The organism is Microvirga sp. 2MCAF38 (genome assembly GCF_052115485.1).
In the GTDB taxonomy this organism is placed as follows: domain Bacteria; phylum Pseudomonadota; class Alphaproteobacteria; order Rhizobiales; family Beijerinckiaceae; genus Microvirga.
Genome location: NZ_JBFRGU010000004.1, coordinates 496,849 through 514,293, shown reverse-complemented (window position 1 = coordinate 514,293; position 17,445 = coordinate 496,849). Strand labels below are relative to the sequence as shown.

The window sequence follows — 17,445 nt, the reverse complement described above, 5'->3', positions numbered from 1 at the left end:
TGAAACGATCAAACTCTTGGCTCCTGAAAAAATCAGATGATCAGGAAGTCGGCGGAAGTCATCTTGAGCTTCTTCGGCAGGGCGGCGATCACGACTGCCTTGCCCGCGCCTGAACCGTCGGCATCGTAAGACAGCACGCCCTTCTTCGGGCCTGAAGAAAATATCAATCATCCAGTTCCGGATAGCGCCTGAAAATGCCCTCATCGTTGCGGGGAAGGTGCCGCTTGCTGGCGAGATAAGTTTTAATCCGGGGACGCTCCGCCACAGCGTCATGAAGTGCGGCGACGCGCGGCATATCCGGGATAAGCCGTGTCATGGTGTGGGGGAAGGCGTATGTAAGGCCCTCGACGACCTGGAACAGCGAGAGATCGACATAAGTCAGCGAGCGCCCGACCAGATGCCGGTCGCCAGAGGGGTTGCGCGCCAGAATGCGCTCGAACCAGTTCAAGAACTTCGGCATCCGGTTCTCACGAAAATCCTTCGCGCGCCGCAAAGCTTCTTTCTTCTGATCCTCGTAATAGAGCTCGACCGAAATAGGGTGGTGCGTGTCGTGCGCCTCCGCCACGAGATCGGTGATCGTGAGCTGGATCTGGTGCGTCCAGAGCCTGTCCGCCTCATTCTTCGGCGCAAGGTCGATCTTGGGGCCGAGATAGAAAAGAATCGCCGCCGTCTGGCCGACGATGACATCACCATCTTTCAGAAAGGGTGGTGCGAAAGGCGGGCGCTCCACGTTCTCGTCTTCGAGAATGTCCATGAGTGACGAGATACCGAGCCCCTTCGATTTGGGGCCGCGGGCTACATCGATGTATTCGGCACCCGCTTCTTCCAGCGCCAGCCGCACGAATTCGCCCCGTCCCTGGATGCCTGGCCAATAATAAAGCTCGTAGGCCATGGTGCGCTCCTTGCTTTGGTCTTGCTGCAAGCAACGCCCAAAATAGCAGGAGTTCCGCGTCGAGCAGATAAGCCTTCTTTGCCTATCTCTCCCGACGCGAGCGCATGTCTTCGCAAACAGCGTTGCCGCGTCGGGTATTCATGGCCTGATCGGACGTCGTCAGATCACAATAAAGCTTGATCATGTTTCAGAGAGGCATGATCAGCTCTAATGCGCCTCGTCCCAGTTCTGCGCCGCGCGGGATTCGACGGAGAGCGGTACTTTCAGATGGACAGCGGGATAGGCGGCTTGTGTCATCACGCGTGAAATCACCGGCAAGCTCGCTTCCACTTCCTCGTCGGGGACTTCGAACACCAGTTCATCATGCACTTGCAGCAGCATGCGGGCCGAAAGGCGTTCGGCGCGCAGCGCATCCTCCATCCGCACCATGGCGCGGCGGATGATGTCGGCGGCGCTGCCCTGGATCGGCGCGTTGATGGCCTGTCGCTCCACCGCCGCGCGCTCGGACGGATTGCCCGACTTGATCTGCGGATAATGGCAGACGCGGCCGAAGAGCGTCGTCACATAGCCATGCTCGCGGCAGGTCTTGCGGATGTTGTCCATGTAATCCCGGATGCCGGGGAAGCGTTCGAAATATTGCTTGATGAAGGCCGCCGCATCGGCGTTCGGAATGCCGAGGCGCTGCGCGAGGCCGAAGGCGGAGATGCCGTAGATGATGCCGAAATTGATGGTCTTGGCCTGACGGCGCAGATCCGGCGTCATCTGGTCGAGCGGCACACCGAACATGGCCGACGCCGTGGCCGCGTGAATGTCCTGCCCCCTGGCGAACGCCTCCTGCAGTTGCGGGATGTCGGCGATGTGCGCGAGAATCCGTAATTCGATCTGGCTGTAATCCGCCGAGATGATCTTGGAGCCTGGCTGTGCGATGAAAGCCGTGCGGATCTTGCGACCGGCTTCCGTGCGGATCGGAATATTCTGCAGGTTGGGCTCGGAGGAAGACAGGCGACCCGTCGTCGTTGCTGCAAGAGCGAACGAGGTATGAACGCGCCCCGTTCCCGGATTCATGTGATCCTGCAGCGTGTCGGTATAGGTCGATTTCAGCTTGGCGAGCTGCCGCCATTCCAGGATCCGCTCGGGCAGAACGTGCCCCGCCTGCGCGAGCTCGTCGAGAAGCGTCGCGGGTGTCGCCCATTGGCCGGATGGCGTCTTCTTCGCGCCTGGAAGGCCCATTCTGCCGAAGAGGATGTCGCCGATCTGCTTAGGCGAGCTGACGGTGAATTTCTCGCCGGCGATCTCGTGAATCTCGGCCTCCAGCCGCGCGAGCGATTGCGCGAAATCGCCGGAGAGGCGACTGAGGATCTGCCGGTCCACCAGAATGCCGCGCATCTCCATGCGCGCCAGCGTGTCGACCATCGGACGCTCCAGCGTCTCGTAGACGCTGGTGCGACGCTCGGCAGCGAGGCGCGGCTTCAAGACCTGCCAAAGGCGCAAGGTGACATCGGCGTCCTCCGCCGCGTAGATGGTCGCCCTTTCGATGTCGACCTGATCGAACGACACTTGGCTCTTGCCGGTACCCGCCACTTCCGAGAATGGAATCGGCGAATGGCCGAGATGACGGCGCGAGAGTTCGTCCATGCCGTGCGAGCCCTTGCCCGCATCGAGCACGTAGGAAATCAGCATGGTGTCGTCGAATGGGCGCACCTCGATGCCGTGGCGTTTCAGGACGACCCAATCGTATTTGAGGTTCTGCCCGATCTTGAGGACGGACGGATCTTCGAGCAGAGGCTTGATTGCATCGAGCGCATTCGTCATCGGCATCTGCCCCGGCACCACGCCGCCGCCGAAGAGATCGGTACCGCCGCGATGTTTGAGGGGGATGTAGCACGCCTTGTTCGGCGCAAGCGCCAGGGAGAAGCCGACGAGATCCGCAAGGTTGGGATCGAGCGCGCTCGTTTCCGTGTCGATGGCGACATAGCCCTGTTCGCGCGCCTGGCGCACCCATTCCAGCAAAAGCTGGACATCGGTGATCGTCTCGTAGGCGCTGCGGTCGAAGGCCTGCGAGGATCCTTGCATGGCCCAGCGCGCGGCGAGATCGGCGGGCAAGAAGGCCCCGTCCGCATTCGCGACCGGCGCGGCCGCGGCGTCGGGTGTTCCTTCGCCGGTCGACATTTGCGGGCGTCCGTCCCAGGTAATCGCCTCGCCGCCCGGCATGAGGCGCGAATCGGGCTCGATCACCGCCGGATCGGCCTCATAGAGTTCCGCGACGCGGCGCGTCAGCGCGTTGAATTCCATCGCCTTCGTGAAGGCCAGAAGCTTGCGTGCTTCAAGTTCCGGCAAGCCGAGTTCGTCAAGCGAGACCGGGAGCGGCGCTTCGCAATCGAGCGTCACGAGCTTCTTGGAAAGGCGCGCATTGTCGATGTTGGCAAGAAGCGTTTCGCGGCGCTTGGGCTGCTTGATCTCATCGACACGCGCGAGAAGCGTTTCGAGATCGCCGAACTCCTTGATGAGCTGCGCGGCGGTTTTCAGGCCGATGCCGGGAACGCCCGGCACATTGTCCGAGGTGTCGCCCATGAGGGCCAGCACATCGCCGATTTTTTCGGGCGGAATGCCCTCCCATTTCTCGGTAACGGCGGCCTCGTCCAGATTGCGCTCGGGCCGGTAGCCGGGCTTGCCCTTGGCGCCCGATTCGAAATCGTAGAAATCGACCAGCGGGCCGACGAGCTGCATCAGATCCTTGTCGGAGGAGACGATGAGCACCTTCGCGCCACGCGCCTTGGCCTCCTGCGTATAGGTGGCGATGAGGTCGTCCGCCTCGTAGCGGGCCTGCTCGATAGGCTCCAGGCCGAAGGCGCGAATCGCTTCGCGCATCAGGGGCATCTGAACGCGCAGGTCGTCCGGCGGATCGGGGCGGTGGCCCTTGTAATCCTCGTAGAGTTCCTTGCGGAACGAGCCTTCGGACTTGTCGAGCACGATGGCGAGATGGGTCGGCTTGAAGCCCGCTGCGCCGTCCCGCATGAATTGCAGGAGCTTCGTCACGAACAGGCGCACGGCCCCCGTCGGCATGCCGTCCGAGGTCCGGCTGTTGTATTTCGAGTCCTGGTTCATGGACTGGAAGTAGGCTCGGAAGATGAAGGACGAACCGTCGACGAGAAAGACGTGGTCGCCAGCGGAAACAGGACGGGAAGAAGCCATGGGTCTCGATGGTGCGGAATTGACAGCCAACAGATAGTGATTTCAGCACGCTCTGGCTATGGCGTTGCGATGGCGATTGCCGTCTAGCCGCCACTAACGCCCGGAAAGCGAACCAGTATAGTACGCAAGGTTTCATATGGCCCGGCTCCAAGCTCTCGCTTGAGCTCTTCTTCGATTCGGGCCTTTACGGTGGCGGCGTCCCGGAGAAAATTCTGCCCTTGAGGCGTGAAACTGATGAGGGTCGCTCGCTTGTCGCTGAGGTCTTGGGTACGGGCGACATAGCCGGCCTTCTCCAACTCGCCTATGAGCTGGGAGGCGGATTGTTTGCGCATTCCGGCGCGCTCGGCGATCTCGGTCAGCCGCGTTCCATCGGCGTCGATATGCGGCAGAATGGATGCATGGGCGAAGCTGAGCGCCGGATGCCCCGATTCCTGGACCGCCGCCATCGAGCGCTCATTGAACGCGCGCATGGCCCTCAGAAGAAGGCGCCCCGTATTCGTCTGGCGCAGGCCGTGATCGACAGCTTTGTTGTGAGAGGAGGGCATGGGGACAACTCTCTTGACAATATAGTCAGGCAACTGACTATATTGTCAGTCACCTGACTAGCCGATGATTTAACTTTCAGAGAGACCGATGTCCAACCAAAATGCCGAAAGGCTCATTCGCCATTTCATGACCGTCGCCTGGGACGAGGCGCGGATCGACGACGTCGACGCGCTTGTCACGGCGTCTTATACGGATCATGCCTACAGCGGCGGGATTGAAAGCCTGAAGGCCCAAATCGGCCAGGTGAGGGAGGCCTTTCCGAACTGCCGCCATCTCATCGAAGATTTGGTCGCCGACGGCGACAGGGTCATGTTGAGGGCGCGCCTTCAGGGAAAGCATACGGGACCATTCCGGGGCAATGCTCCGACGGACGCCTCCATCGACGTTCGGGTTGCGCGCTGGTTTCGCCTCGAGGGAGAGAAGATCGCCGAGCATTGGGCGCTGCTCGATACGATAAGCCTTTTCCGGCAGATCGGAGCGGAGATCCCTGCTCCGGCTGGCCGCTAGAGCATGATCGGAACAAGTGGAAACCGGTTGTTCGCCCGATCATGCGGCAATAAGGAATCGTGAGTTTGATCGTGTTTCAAAGAGACGCGATCAAACTCTAAGCCGCTTTCAGCCGCGCCAGTTCCAGATCGAGCTCCCTGAGCGCCTGCATCACCACGCCTTCGGTGAGCAGATCCATGGATGATTCGACCACGTGGATCGTGGACATGGCACGCAGTTCGGGGATCGTCTGGGTTTCCAGCGCCGCCTCGAAGGAGGGGCGCAGGAGATCCATGGCGCGGGTGCCCGGGCCGCAGATCACCACGTGGTCCGGTTCGAGCGTCTGAATCAGGATGCCGACTGCATCGCCCAAGACCTCGCCCGCTTCCCGGAAAAGGTTGAGAAGGGCCGGATCGCCCGCGCGGGCCTGATCGACAATGGCGCTCATGGCCGCCTCGCCGGGGAGGAGGATGCTCGGAGCCGGGCGGTGGTCGATGAGCTGCGCGTCCCGGTGCAGAGCGTAATCGGCCAGGAATGCCTCGATGCAGCCGCGCCCGCCGCAGCGGCATTGCGGACCGCTCCGGCGCAGACGCACATGGCCGAACTCGCTGCCGCCGAAGCGCGCGCCGCGATAGAGTTCGCCCTGGATGAGGAAACCGAGGCCGACGCCGTCGCCGATCATCAGGCAGGCCGTACGCCCGGCTCGCAAAGAGGGATCGCGCTGGGCGATGGCGAAGGCCATGGCGCTGGCGTCGTTCTCCATCAGAACCGGCAGGCCGAGCCTGGTACCGAGCCCCGCAGCCAGCGGCACATCGCGGATGCCGAGAACCGGGCTCCAGGCGACCACGCCGTCCTTGGTGTCCACATAGCCCTGACAGGCAAGGCCGATGGCCTTCACATCGGGTGCGCCGGTCTCCCGTGCGAAGGCGGTGATGACCTCCGCCAGCATGTCCATCACCTCCTCGGCGCCGAGATTGCGCAGGGGACGCTCCACATGGCGGCTCGCGCGGTTTCGACCTGCGCTGTCGACAAGCCGCAGCTCAATACGATTGAAGCCCATCCAGACGCCGATGACGCTGCCCAGTGTTTCGGAGAAGAAGAGCCGTACCTTCGGCCGTCCACGGAACAACCCTGGCGAGGCGTCGCCCGCGTCGTCGGCCAGAAGAACACCCTCTTCCATAAGGTTTGCCGTCAGTTCCGAGACGCTTGCGGGGCTCATGCTGAGCTGGTGGCCGATCTCGACGCGCGCCATCGGCCCTTCCCGACGCAAAGCATCGAGCAGGCGGCGGCGCGCGGTCTCACGAGGAGTCAGGGACGACAACGACATGCCTTCTTTTTTGTTCATTGAACGAAGAAAACAAGTCGGAAGATCGGGTTATTCGACCAAATGCCTAGATGTTTGCCGCTTGAAAGCATCCTGTTCCCGGATAATTAATTCTGTGGTCGAAAAAACTTTTGACGAGGGACCGCCCGTGCCCACGGCGGTTTCCCGGCCATATACAACCAAAGGGCAACGCTAGGGAACGCGCCTGCCCGAGGAGGAAACCCCATGTCGTTCAAGAAGCATGCGATGATCAGCCTCGCCGCTCTCGCCCTTTCGGCGACGGCGGCTCTTGCGCAGGGCAAGGGCCCTGTCGTCGGCGTCAGCTGGTCGAATTTCCAGGAAGAGCGCTGGAAGACGGACGAAGCCGCCATCAAGGCCGCGGTCGAAAAGGCCGGCGGCACCTACGTTTCGGCGGATGCGCAATCCTCGCCCGCCAAGCAGCTCACCGATATCGAAAGCCTGATCGCGCGCGGCGCCAAGGCGCTGATCATTCTGGCGCAGGATTCCGATGCGGTCCGTCCGGCTGTCGAGAAGGCTGTGGCCGAGGGTATTCCGGTGGTCGGCTATGATCGTCTCATCGAAATTCCGCAGGTGTTCTACCTTACCTTCGACAATGTCGAGGTGGGTCGTCTGCAGGCGCGTGAAGTGCTGAAGGCCAAGCCCGAAGGCAGCTATGTCTTCATCAAGGGCTCGGGCTCCGATCCGAACGCCAACTTCCTCTTCGCGGGCGCCATGGAAGTGCTCAAGCCCTCCATCGATTCGGGCAAGATCAAGAACGCCGGTGAGGCCTATACGGATGGCTGGCTCCCCGCCAATGCGCAGCGGAACATGGAGCAGTTCCTAACCAAGAACAACAACAAGGTCGATGCGGTCGTCGCCGCCAATGACGGCACAGCCGGCGGTGCGATTGCGGCGCTTGCGGCTCAAGGCCTTGCCGGTTCCGTTCCGGTCTCCGGCCAGGATGCCGACAAGGCGGCTCTGAACCGCGTCGCCCTCGGCACCCAGAGCGTCACCGTCTTCAAGGACGCGCGCGAACTCGGCCGCAACGCCGCTGAAATCGCCGTGGCTCTCGCTGGCGGCAAGAAGCTCGCCGAAATCTCCGGCGCGCAGAGCTGGAACCAGGGTGCGAAGAAGCAGAACATGACCGCCAAGTTCCTCACCCCTGTCGCGATCACGAAGGATAACCTTGCCTTGGTCATCGATGCCGGCTGGGTCTCGAAGGACGTGGTCTGCCAGGGTGTGAAGAAGGGCAGCGCGAAGGTCTGCGATTAAGTCAACCTCTGTCATTCCGGGGCGAGCGAAGCGAGAGCCCGGAACCCATAAACGCATTGGCTGAAAAGCTCGTTGGACCGTTGCGGGAGGGCCCCTCCCGCAACGGTTATGGGTTCCGGGTTCCGCTTCCGCGGCCCCGGAATGACGGCTTTAACGACTGTAGTTTTTATTATGACCGCACCACCCGTCGCCGCACCACCCGTCGCCACGTCCGCCCCGCCGCCCAGCGTCACGTCCGGATCGTTTCTCTCGAAGCTTGAAATCGATGTCCGCATGATCGGTATGCTGGCGGCACTCGCCGTCATCTGGATCGGCTTCGACATTCTCTCCGGCGGTTTCTTCCTCACGCCGCGCAATTTGTGGAACCTGTCGGTGCAGACGGCTTCCATCGCGGTGATGTCGACGGGAATGGTCCTCATCATCGTCACCCGCAACATCGATCTGTCGGTCGGCGCGATTCTTGGCGTCGTCGGCATGATCATCGGCGTGGCGCAGGTGCAGTGGCTACCCTCTTTCCTCGGCCTCGAGCATTGGCTCACCGCCCCCATCGCCGTTCTGCTCGCCGTTGCTATCGGCGGAGCTATCGGGCTCTTTCAAGGCTGGCTCATCGCCTATCTCGCCATTCCCTCCTTCATCGTGACGCTGGGTGGCTTGCTCGTGTGGCGCGGCGCGGCCTGGTGGGTCACCGCCGGTCAAACGATCGCGCCCATGGACACGCGTTTCAAGGCGTTGGGTGGCGGCGTGGAAGGCGCGCTCGGTGCGGTCGCCACATGGGCCATCGCGATGCTGGCCTGCGGCCTCATCATGGTGGGCTTAGGGCTCGCGCGCCGCCGCCGCATCCGTTTCGGCTTTCCGGTGCGGCCGGTCTGGGCCGACGCGGTGATTGGGGCCATTGCCTGTGTCGCCGTGCTCGCCACTGCGTTCGTCATGAATTCGTATCCGCTTCCCGCCGGCACCGCGCGCCGCTGGGCCGAGGCCAACGGCATCGCATGGCCGGAGGGCGGCCTGTTCGTTCCGCACGGTATCGCGCTTCCTGTCGTGATCGCCATCGTGGTCGGTCTTCTCATGACCTTCCTCGCGCGGCGTCGCCGCTTCGGCCGCTACGTCTTCGCCATCGGTGGCAATCCAGAGGCTGCGGAATTGTCGGGCATCAACACCCGCTGGGCGCTGATGAAAGTGTTCGGCCTCATGGGTGTGCTCTGCGGCATCTCCGCTTGCATTGCGACCGCGCGCCTGAACGCGGCCACCAATGCGGCGGGCACGCTCGACGAGCTTTACGTGATCGCCTCCGCCGTCATCGGTGGCACGTCCCTTGCGGGTGGCGTCGGCACGATTGCGGGCGCCATGCTCGGTGCGCTCGTCATGCAGTCGCTGCAATCGGGCATGGTGTTGCTTGGCGTCGATACGCCCTTGCAGAACATCGTCGTCGGCGCGGTGCTCGTGTTGGCGGTGTGGGTGGACGGGCTCTATCGCCGTCGTTTCAAGTAAAGGGGGGCATCCATGCAGCAAGTTTCCAAGCCTCTCGATTCCAAGCCTCTCGTGGAGATGCGCGACATTTCCATTGCTTTCGGCGGCATCAAGGCGGTCGATGACGTGTCCGTCGATCTGCGTCCGGGCGAAGTGGTCGGACTTCTCGGCCATAACGGCGCGGGCAAGTCGACCCTGATCAAGATTCTCTCCGGCGCTTATCGGCCCGATAGCGGCGAGATCTATGTGAATGGCGAGCGCGCGGAGATCGGCACACCGCGCGATGCCAAGCGCTATGGCATCGAGACGATCTATCAGACGCTGGCGCTTGCCGATAACATCGATGCGGCGGGCAACATCTTTCTCGGCCGCGAGGTGCTGACGCCTTACGGCACTCTCGACGATGCCACGATGGAATCGGAAACGCGCAAGGTGATGGCGCGTCTCAATCCGCATTTCCGCCGCTTCAAGGAGCCGGTGAAGGCGCTTTCCGGCGGTCAGCGTCAATCGGTGGCGATTGCGCGCGCGATCTATTTCAACGCGCGCGTGCTGATCATGGACGAGCCGACAGCGGCTCTCGGCCCCGCCGAGACGCAACAGGTGGCCGATCTCGTGCTGCAACTGAAGAAGGAAGGCATCGGCATCTTCCTCATCAGCCACGACATCCACGACGTGTTCGGTTTGGCCGATCGCGTCAGCGTGATGAAGAACGGCAAACTCGTCGGCTCGGCGAGCGTGAACGACGTCACGCAGGATGAAGTGCTCGGCATGATCATTTTGGGCAAGTGCCCGCCCGGCGCGACACCGGGACCGGGCGCGAGCTGAGAGGCACTGTCTTTCAAGAATGCGCGCCTCTTTCCCCTCCCCCTTGTGGGGAGGGAGGGGGCAAACGCCCACCTTGGACAGCGAAGCGCCAACACCCCCACCTCCAACTCCTCCCCACAAGGGGGAGGAGAGCGCGTGGCGATCAATTCCGAACGTTCGATTGCAGTTACAAGATATAAAGCGAGTCCTTATGACCCAAACCATCTACGGCTCTCTCAAGGGCAAAACCGTTCTCGTCACCGGCGGCGCGAGCGGCATTGGCGAGAGCATTGCAGAGGCATTTCATCGTCAGGGCTGCAAGGTCGGCGTTCTCGATTACAATGCTGAAGCGGGACAGGCCTTAGCGGAGCGCCTCGGCGAGCGCGTGCATTTCGAGCATAACGACGTGCGCGATATTCCGGCGTTGCAGGCGGCGATCAAGCGTACCAGCGCGGCGTTGGGGCCTATCACTATTCTCGTCAACAACGCCGCGCGGGACGATCGCCACACCATCGAAGAAGTGACGCCGGAATATTGGCGCGAGCGTTTCGCTACCAATCTCGACCACCAGTTCTTCGCGGCGCAGGCTGTGCTGCCGGATATGGAGAAAGCGGGCGGCGGCTCCATCATCAATATGGGCTCCACCAGCTACATGGCGAGCGAGGATTCGTTCGCGTCCTACAAGACCGCAAAATCCGCCGTGGTGGGGTTGACCCGCGCGCTCGCCCGCGAACTCGGCGCGCGGCATATCCGCGTCAATTCCATCGTTCCGGGCTGGATCATGACCCAGCGCCAGATCGATCTCTGGCTCACGCCGGAAGGTGAGGAAGAACTGCTCAAGCGCCAATGCGTGAAGCGCAAACTGATCCCTGAGGACATCGCAAAGGTCGCCTTGTTCTTGTCTTCGGACGATGCGGGCGCGATCACCGCGCAGAGCTATCTCGTGGATGGCGGCTGGGTTTGAACGCTCAAGCCTCCGATCGTGAGTTAGGTTCCAAGCTGGAGCTTCCTCAGGAGGCCGTTAGATCGTCGCGATGGGGAGGTGCTTTCAGAGCACGCTGGACCCTCCTTCGAGACGCGGCTTTGCCGCTCCTCAGGATGAGGGTCGAGTGTCCGGGATAATATCAGGTTGAAGGTCTCGCCGCGCGCCTAACGCTTCACGTCGGCCACGGATTTTGCGAGTTTCACCGAGCGCGCCACCATCGTCTCGATCTCGTCCGACAGGCGGCCCGCAAGGCAATCATAGCCTCGGTCGCCCATATGGAAACCGTCGGTCGCGAGCATGGAGCGAAGATCGTCCGACGATCCGCTGTTCCACTGCTTCATCATCGCGTAGCGCGAGAACAGGGAGATCTTGTGCTCCTCGGCGACGTCCCGGACAGTCGCGACAAAGCGCTCATATTGGGCGAGGTCCTTAATGGTCGGAAAGAATTGCTGATCGAGCAGCATCATTTCGACCCCGGCCTTCTCGACGGTCGTCACACCCTGTTCCAACAGGGCGCGGAAGGCGACTTCATCAATGCCCTTGACCGCATCGTTGGTGCCCACCTGCCAGATCACGAAATCCGGCTTGCTCTCTACAAGGATCTCCTTCAGGCGGCCGATGGTCTGGTTGGCAGTCTCGCCGCCCTTGCCCGCGTTGATGACGGTGATCCGTGTCCGCCAGGCCCGCGAAAGATCGTCTTCCAGTTGGGCCGGATAGGCTTGCGCGGGAGACGACGCTCCGTAGCCCTCCGTGGAGGAGGAGCCGATGGCGAGAACCCGGATCGGCTGCTTGCGCATCAGTTTCAATGCCAGGGTACGGAACTCACCCCCGGTGGAAAAAACGGATTGCGTCTTGGGGCAGGCAGAATCCTGCGCCTTTGCGGCGATGGGGGCGCCGCAGCTCAAACTAAGGGCAAGTGCTAGCCTGGCGACACGGACGACAGACCGAGACGTTTTGCGCGGCTTTTGCGCAAGCCGTCGGAGTTGAGCTTGTTCCATTCGAGGTATCGCGCCAGAGCAAGGAGACCGAACACGCCAGTAATCGTGAATACCATGCCGATCATGTGCGGACTAGCCGAGGATTTCACCGCCGTGAGCGTCATAATGACCTGTCCGAGTGCGCTCAAAATCGAGCCGACGGCGAAGACAGGCAACCCGTTCCGGCCAAGCCGCATCAGATCGGGGCCGACGGGGGAGCGCTCCCAGATGCGGCCGATGCGCAACTGCGTCACCACGTAGGCGAGGGCGAGAAAGTGGAGAAGGCGCCCGAGCCCGAGATCCTGCTTGGTCATGTCGAAATGCTCGAAGCTGTTGTCGAACAATCCGGGGGTGAGACTAAGAGCATTGGTCATGACGGCGAAGGACAGAGCGACGGCTCCCACGCATATGACGAAGAGCGTGTGCTGGTAGCGCGGACGGTGACCTGCGAACACGACGCCCGTGACGATGCCGATGGTAAACAGCAATTGCCAGGCGAAGGGATTGAAGAACCATGTGCCTGGCTCCGGCCAGCTCGGCAGGGTCAGCGTGCCGGTTCGCGCAAAGATGTAGATGGCAAAAGAGACCGCGAGCGCGAACGTCGCATGGATGCGCGTCAGGATCAGCGCCACGGGCGCCCACAGCATCAGGGCGATGTAGAGTGGCAAAATGTTGAAATAACCGAGTTGATGACCCAGCACCAGAATGCCGGTGATCCCTTTTGCTGTGTTTCCGAAGACCGCATCGCGCCCATCGGCTTCGATCAGGCCGATGTCGTCACTCAGTTCATAGCCGATGGAAAACAGTGCAATGGCCCCCGCCGTCAGGAGCAGATGCACCTTGTAGAGCTGGAACGACCGCAGAAGGCATCGTTTCGCGATGTCGAGGAGGCCGCTTTGCGCAATCTTCGGATAATACACAAGGGCGACCGAAAGGCCGGAGATGAAAATGAAAGCTTCGGCCGCATCCGAGAAGCCGTAATTGCGCGGCGTCAGATTTTCAACGAGATTGCCGGGAATGTGATTGACGAAAATCGCGATGAGCACGAACCCGCGCCAGAAATCGATGCTCGTTATCCGTTCCGAAGTTTTCATGGTCCCCTCAGACAAGGATGCACAACGCATCCAACGCCAAATCGGCGAAGCGGTTCGATCAATACGAAATCGTGAAAGCCGAAATCGTTTCCGGCGCGAGGCCGCGAATGGAATCAGTGAAACGAATCAGCGTGTTATTCCTCCTCATATCCTCGATGAAGGCGCGCATGGCAATTCCGGGCGCTACCGCAGGCCGCACCCGCAAGTTGAATTGTTGTGACTTCAACCTCAGCGAAGCTGGTTGCATGGTATTCGATAGCCTAATGGGAAAGCTTGACCATTTCAGGGCAGGGACGACGCCGTGACGGCTTATCGGATCAGCAAGGTGACGACGCTTTTCAGCGGGTGGCGCAAGCTTCTCAAACTCGAGATCGCGATGCCTGACGGGCGCGTGATGGAGCGGGAGGTTGGCCATAACGGTCATGCGGCGTCGGTGCTTCCCTATGATCTTGAACGCAGGACGGTCGTTCTCATCAGCCAGTTCCGCGCCGCCGTGATGTATGATTCAGGACCGTCGGCTCTTGTCGAAACCATCGCGGGTCTCCTCGACGGAGAGGAGCCGGAGATCTGCGCGCGTCGGGAAGCGTTGGAGGAAGCGGGCGTTCGCATCGAGATGCTCGAATCCGTCGGCGGTGGCTGGTCCGCGCCCGGCGCGACGACGGAATATGTGCACCTCTTTCTCGCACCCTACACCCAGGCCGACCGCGTTGCGGAAGGTGGAGGATTGGCGGAAGAGCATGAGGATATCGAAGTGCTCGAAATCACCTTCGCCGAGCTCGATTCCATGCTGGCGCAAAATCGCTTTGCGGATCTGAAGACCATCGCGCTCGTGCAAGCGCTGAAGCTGCGTCACCCGGAAGCGTTCGCGACCTGACAGTTACGAACCCGCATCGATCTGCGCCACGACTCGCGGATCGAGCTTCAACGCTCCGGCGAGATGCGCGAGGAAAACGCGCTCCTCGATGGCATTCGGCGTGATCACGCGCCGGGCAGCCATGTAGGCTTGCAGGGCCATTTCCGGCGTCTTCGCGGCTAAGGCCAGATCCGCGACACTTGCCGGGTGCGCGAGTTCCGCCTCTATCAGATGAACGCCCTCGCCATCGATTCCCGCCATTTTCAGAGCGCCGAGAATGCGCGCGCGTTCGCCTTCGTCGATGACGCCATCGGCTGCTGCGGCCGCGATCATGGCGCGCACGATCAGGAGCGCAGTCTCACCCGATTGAGGCGTTTCAGGTGGCGACAATTGAACTGGAGCGGTGAGTACGGGCTGCAGCGTGGCATCGATAATCGGCGGACCGCCACTCTTGTTCATGAAGCGGTTGAACAGAGCGGTGCCTTTGGTTTTCGCGGAAGCGGCCAGTTTGCGACCTGCCTCCGAATTCGCAACCGCTTTCGTTACGCCGAGCACGAGCGCGTTCATGGCGGCATTGCCCTGCGGCGAGCGCAGATAATCCTGCGCCTTGTTGAGAACGAGATCCGTCAGGTCCGTCGGTGGCGCGGCTTTGGCGGGTTTTGGCGGGGGCGCTTCACCTTCTGTCTTCTCGGAAGATAAGGGCGGAGGGCTCGGTTGGTTGGCAATCCCGATCAGGTCGCTGAGAAGGGTGCCCGCGCCCAGCGGATTGGCAGCCGGTTTAGCGTCAGTCTTCTTCTCGCCGGTCTCCGCTGCGGGTTTCTCCGGTGCGGGCGTGCCGGCCGGTGTCCCCAGCGCATCAAGCAGTTTCTTGGCGTCGAACATGGTTCTGGCCCTCGCGAGAGTAAGCGAAATCTAACTAAAATGGCCCGTAACGGACAATGTGTTCGGCAGTTCTAGAGTTTGATCGTTTCAGATTGAAACAGGATCAAACTCTAGATTCCTTATTGCCGCATGATCCGGGCGAACAACTGGTTTCCACTTGTTCTGATCATGCTCTAGAAAAGCATGTTCCAGACAATGCTGAGCAGGCTCCAGATCATCATGACGCCCATGATGTAATAGATCCATTTCGGCATGCCGGAGCCCGGTCGGCGGGAATGCCCGTCAATGGCGGCGATCAAGTCGGCTTGCGCCTGCTGGCCTTTGAGCGCCAACAGAGTAAGGCCCTGAATGGCCTCCGCCTGGGCGTTCAGAAGATCCTTGACATGCGCCCTCTCGGCCTCGGTGTCCGGGGTCTCGTTCAATCGTCCGAGCGAATGGCCGATCTTGGCGATGGCGCCACGCATGGTCTCGAAATTTTGCCCCTGCTCGGCAAGGCGCAAACGGGCCTGCGCCAGCGGATCGGGCATGTTCTTCTCGGCGACGCCCGCCAGATGCTGCATCAATCCATCCGGCCCTTTGGCGATGACCGCGCGCAAGGCCTTGCCCGCCTCGGAGGCGAACGCGGTTTGCGTCGCGCCGACGGCCTTGTTGACGATCTTTCCGGCATCGGAAGTAAAAAGCGGTTCGCGCGGCTGATTCATAGAGGTTCCGGTAGAAAGTGACGTTTCGGAAACTTGTTTCATAATCGAGAAACAGGGAAAGCGCTACATTCTATCGTAAAGAAGGAGGGAATTTCGTTCCCGCCAGACACGATGTGTGTGCCGCAACACCGGATCAAACTCTAGCGCACGAAGAAATAGATCGTCAGGACCGTACCGACGCCGATCACAAGCCAGCGGATCATCATGGGCGGCAGGCGGCGGCCGAAGACGACGCCGAGATAGCCGCCGATCACGGAGGCTGCGCCGACGATGACCATCTCCCGCCACGCGACGAGCCCCGCCGCGATGAAGATGACGACCGCGACGAGCTGGATCAGCGTCGAGCACAGGTGTTTTGCCGAATTGATCAGGTGGAAATCGTCGCCCTCGGTGATGGCGAGCGCGGCAAGCATCACGATGCCCATGCCCGCGCCGAAAAAGCCGCCATAGACCGCGACCGCCAATTGAAAGGCGAGGCCCGTCACCCAGGCTTTCGTCGAAGGGCTATGTCCTTCGTGCCGCGCGATGGAGCGCGCGAGCGCAACGATCTTGGGGCTTGCCGCAAACAACACCGTCGCAAACAGAAGCAGCCACGGCACGAGTTGGCGGAAGGCGGCATTATCCGTCGTCGTCAGGATGTAGGCGCCACCGAGACCCCCGATCAGGCTGACGATGCCGAGCGCCGCGAAGCGTTTGAAATTCGCGGCGAGTTCTCGCCGATAAGCCCAGGCGCTGGCGAGATTGGCGGGCGTGACCGCCACGGCGCTCGTCGCATTGGCGATGACCGGCGGAAGCCCTGTTGCGACGAGGGCGGAGAAGGTGAAGAACGTGCCGCCTCCGGCAATCGCATTGACGAGACCTGCCGCCAATCCGGAGGCGGCGAGAAGCGCGACGGTTGAAAGGTCCATGATTCTTGAACGTTCGAGAAGATAAAGAGGAAGGGCGCGCGAACGCCCTTTGCGGACGAATGTTGCGTCAGCCCTGAACGCAGAGCTGGCGCTGCGTGCCGAGACCTTCGATGCCGAGCGTTACCACATCGCCCGCTTTGAGAAACACCGGCGGCTTCATTCCGAGCCCGACACCCGGCGGCGTGCCGGTGGAGATGATGTCGCCCGGATGCAGCGACATGAATTGCGAGAGGTAGGAGACGAGATATCTCACGCCGTAGACCATGGTCGCCGAGGAGCCGTTCTGCATGCGGCGGCCGTTCACGTCACACCACATCTTGAGGTTCTGCGGATCGGCGATCTCATCTTTCGTCACGAGCCAGGGGCCTGTGGGCCCGAAGGTGTCGCAGGACTTGCCCTTGGTCCATTGCCCCTGCCGCTCCGCCTGGAAGGCGCGCTCGGAAACATCGTTGGTGAGGCAATAGCCCGCCACATAATCGAGCGCGTCGGCCTCACTCACGTACTTTGCGTGGCGGCCGATGACGATTCCGAGTTCCACTTCCCAGTCGGTCTTCTGCGATCCGCGCGGAATCTCGATATTGTCGTTCGGCCCGACGATGGCGCTCGTCGCTTTCATGAAGACGATCGGCTCCGGCGGCACGGTGGCGCCGGTCTCGGCGGCGTGATCGGAATAATTGAGGCCGATGCAGACGAACTTGCCCGTCCCGGCAACGCACGGGCCTAGACGAACGGACGGATCGACAGCGGGCAATGTCGCGGAATCGAGCGCGGCGATGCGCTTCAGGCCCTCCACCGAGAGTGCTGCTCCGGCAATGTCCTGCACATGCGCGGAAAGATCGCGAATGGCGCCGTTCGCATCCACCAATCCGGGCTTCTCCTGCCCGACCGGACCATACCGCAGCAGCTTCATTTCCTGGCGTCTCCCGTGAGGTGTCTTTGATGAGATTCGTTTGGTCGCAGACCGTGACGCTCAAAGCGCAACAAGGGAAGTCCCGTCCGCACTTTTTTCGCGAAAGTCTAACGGTTGACCCTTACATCCTTGCCCTCGTCCGATTTGCCTTC

16 protein-coding genes are annotated in these 17,445 nt (G+C 61.5%); 6 read left to right on the top strand and 10 right to left on the bottom strand.

Going from position 1 to position 17,445, the window contains the following annotated elements:
- Positions 1-163: 163 nt before the first annotated feature.
- From AB4072_RS11270 to AB4072_RS11260, 3 genes are all read right to left on the bottom strand, one after another.
- Positions 164-892, bottom strand: a complete 729-nt coding sequence (locus tag AB4072_RS11270; protein WP_441968017.1) for a glutathione S-transferase — start codon at positions 890-892, stop codon at positions 164-166.
- 207 nt (positions 893-1,099) lie between these two features.
- On the bottom strand, positions 1,100-4,084 hold the full coding sequence (gene polA / locus AB4072_RS11265) for a DNA polymerase I (RefSeq protein WP_441968016.1): 2,985 nt from the start codon (positions 4,082-4,084) through the stop codon (positions 1,100-1,102).
- Positions 4,085-4,167: 83 nt separating this feature from the next.
- A complete protein-coding gene (locus AB4072_RS11260; RefSeq protein WP_441968015.1) occupies positions 4,168-4,629 on the bottom strand; it encodes a MarR family winged helix-turn-helix transcriptional regulator in 462 nt (153 codons plus the stop codon).
- Positions 4,630-4,717: 88 nt separating this feature from the next.
- Here AB4072_RS11260 and AB4072_RS11255 point away from each other — a divergent pair, with 88 nt between their 5' ends.
- Positions 4,718-5,137, top strand: a complete 420-nt coding sequence (locus AB4072_RS11255; protein WP_441968014.1) for an ester cyclase — start codon at positions 4,718-4,720, stop codon at positions 5,135-5,137.
- Between the two features lie 97 nt (positions 5,138-5,234).
- Here the strand turns inward: AB4072_RS11255 and AB4072_RS11250 are convergent, their stop codons facing one another.
- Positions 5,235-6,443 carry an ROK family protein gene (locus AB4072_RS11250; protein ID WP_441968013.1) on the bottom strand — a complete coding sequence of 403 codons (1,209 nt, stop codon included), beginning with the start codon at positions 6,441-6,443 and terminating at the stop codon, positions 5,235-5,237.
- A 222-nt stretch (positions 6,444-6,665) separates the two neighbouring features.
- On the opposite strand from AB4072_RS11250, the gene xylF reads away from it, so the two are divergent.
- The 4 genes from xylF to AB4072_RS11230 all read left to right on the top strand — a co-directional run bounded on the left by xylF (position 6,666) and on the right by AB4072_RS11230 (position 10,947).
- Complete coding sequence (xylF, locus tag AB4072_RS11245; protein ID WP_441968012.1) at positions 6,666-7,712, top strand: D-xylose ABC transporter substrate-binding protein; 1,047 nt, start codon at positions 6,666-6,668, stop codon at positions 7,710-7,712.
- A gap of 171 nt (positions 7,713-7,883) precedes the next feature.
- Positions 7,884-9,200, top strand: a complete 1,317-nt coding sequence (locus tag AB4072_RS11240; RefSeq protein ID WP_441968011.1) for a sugar ABC transporter permease — start codon at positions 7,884-7,886, stop codon at positions 9,198-9,200.
- A gap of 12 nt (positions 9,201-9,212) precedes the next feature.
- The gene (locus AB4072_RS11235) at positions 9,213-10,004 is read left to right on the top strand and encodes an ATP-binding cassette domain-containing protein (RefSeq protein WP_441968010.1); all 792 of its coding nucleotides are present in this window, start codon (positions 9,213-9,215) and stop codon (positions 10,002-10,004) included.
- A gap of 190 nt (positions 10,005-10,194) precedes the next feature.
- Positions 10,195-10,947 carry an SDR family NAD(P)-dependent oxidoreductase gene (locus AB4072_RS11230; protein ID WP_441968009.1) on the top strand — a complete coding sequence of 251 codons (753 nt, stop codon included), beginning with the start codon at positions 10,195-10,197 and terminating at the stop codon, positions 10,945-10,947.
- A gap of 185 nt (positions 10,948-11,132) precedes the next feature.
- Here AB4072_RS11230 and AB4072_RS11225 read toward each other — a convergent pair whose 3' ends face one another.
- Together AB4072_RS11225 and AB4072_RS11220 are read right to left on the bottom strand one after the other, a co-directional pair.
- Positions 11,133-11,966 (bottom strand): SGNH/GDSL hydrolase family protein, encoded by an 834-nt coding sequence (locus tag AB4072_RS11225; RefSeq protein WP_441968008.1) that lies wholly within the window; start codon positions 11,964-11,966, stop codon positions 11,133-11,135.
- Positions 11,888-13,039, bottom strand: coding sequence for an OpgC family protein (locus AB4072_RS11220; RefSeq protein ID WP_441968007.1), 1,152 nt, complete (start codon positions 13,037-13,039; stop codon positions 11,888-11,890). The genes AB4072_RS11225 and AB4072_RS11220 overlap by 79 nt, the downstream gene beginning before the upstream one ends.
- 301 nt (positions 13,040-13,340) lie before the next feature.
- Here AB4072_RS11220 and AB4072_RS11215 point away from each other — a divergent pair, with 301 nt between their 5' ends.
- Positions 13,341-13,913 (top strand): NUDIX domain-containing protein, encoded by a 573-nt coding sequence (locus AB4072_RS11215; RefSeq protein ID WP_441968006.1) that lies wholly within the window; start codon positions 13,341-13,343, stop codon positions 13,911-13,913.
- Between the two features lie 3 nt (positions 13,914-13,916).
- Here AB4072_RS11215 and AB4072_RS11210 read toward each other — a convergent pair whose 3' ends face one another.
- The 4 genes from AB4072_RS11210 to AB4072_RS11195 form a co-directional block, all read right to left on the bottom strand.
- Positions 13,917-14,774, bottom strand: a complete 858-nt coding sequence (locus AB4072_RS11210) for a tellurite resistance TerB family protein (protein ID WP_441968005.1) — start codon at positions 14,772-14,774, stop codon at positions 13,917-13,919.
- Between the two features lie 173 nt (positions 14,775-14,947).
- Entirely contained in the window at positions 14,948-15,475 is a 528-nt protein-coding gene (locus AB4072_RS11205) for a hypothetical protein (protein ID WP_441968004.1), read from the bottom strand.
- A 140-nt stretch (positions 15,476-15,615) separates the two neighbouring features.
- Complete coding sequence (locus AB4072_RS11200; RefSeq protein WP_441968003.1) at positions 15,616-16,383, bottom strand: sulfite exporter TauE/SafE family protein; 768 nt, start codon at positions 16,381-16,383, stop codon at positions 15,616-15,618.
- A gap of 67 nt (positions 16,384-16,450) precedes the next feature.
- Positions 16,451-17,293, bottom strand: coding sequence for a fumarylacetoacetate hydrolase family protein (locus tag AB4072_RS11195; RefSeq protein WP_441968002.1), 843 nt, complete (start codon positions 17,291-17,293; stop codon positions 16,451-16,453).
- Positions 17,294-17,445 lie beyond the last annotated feature (152 nt).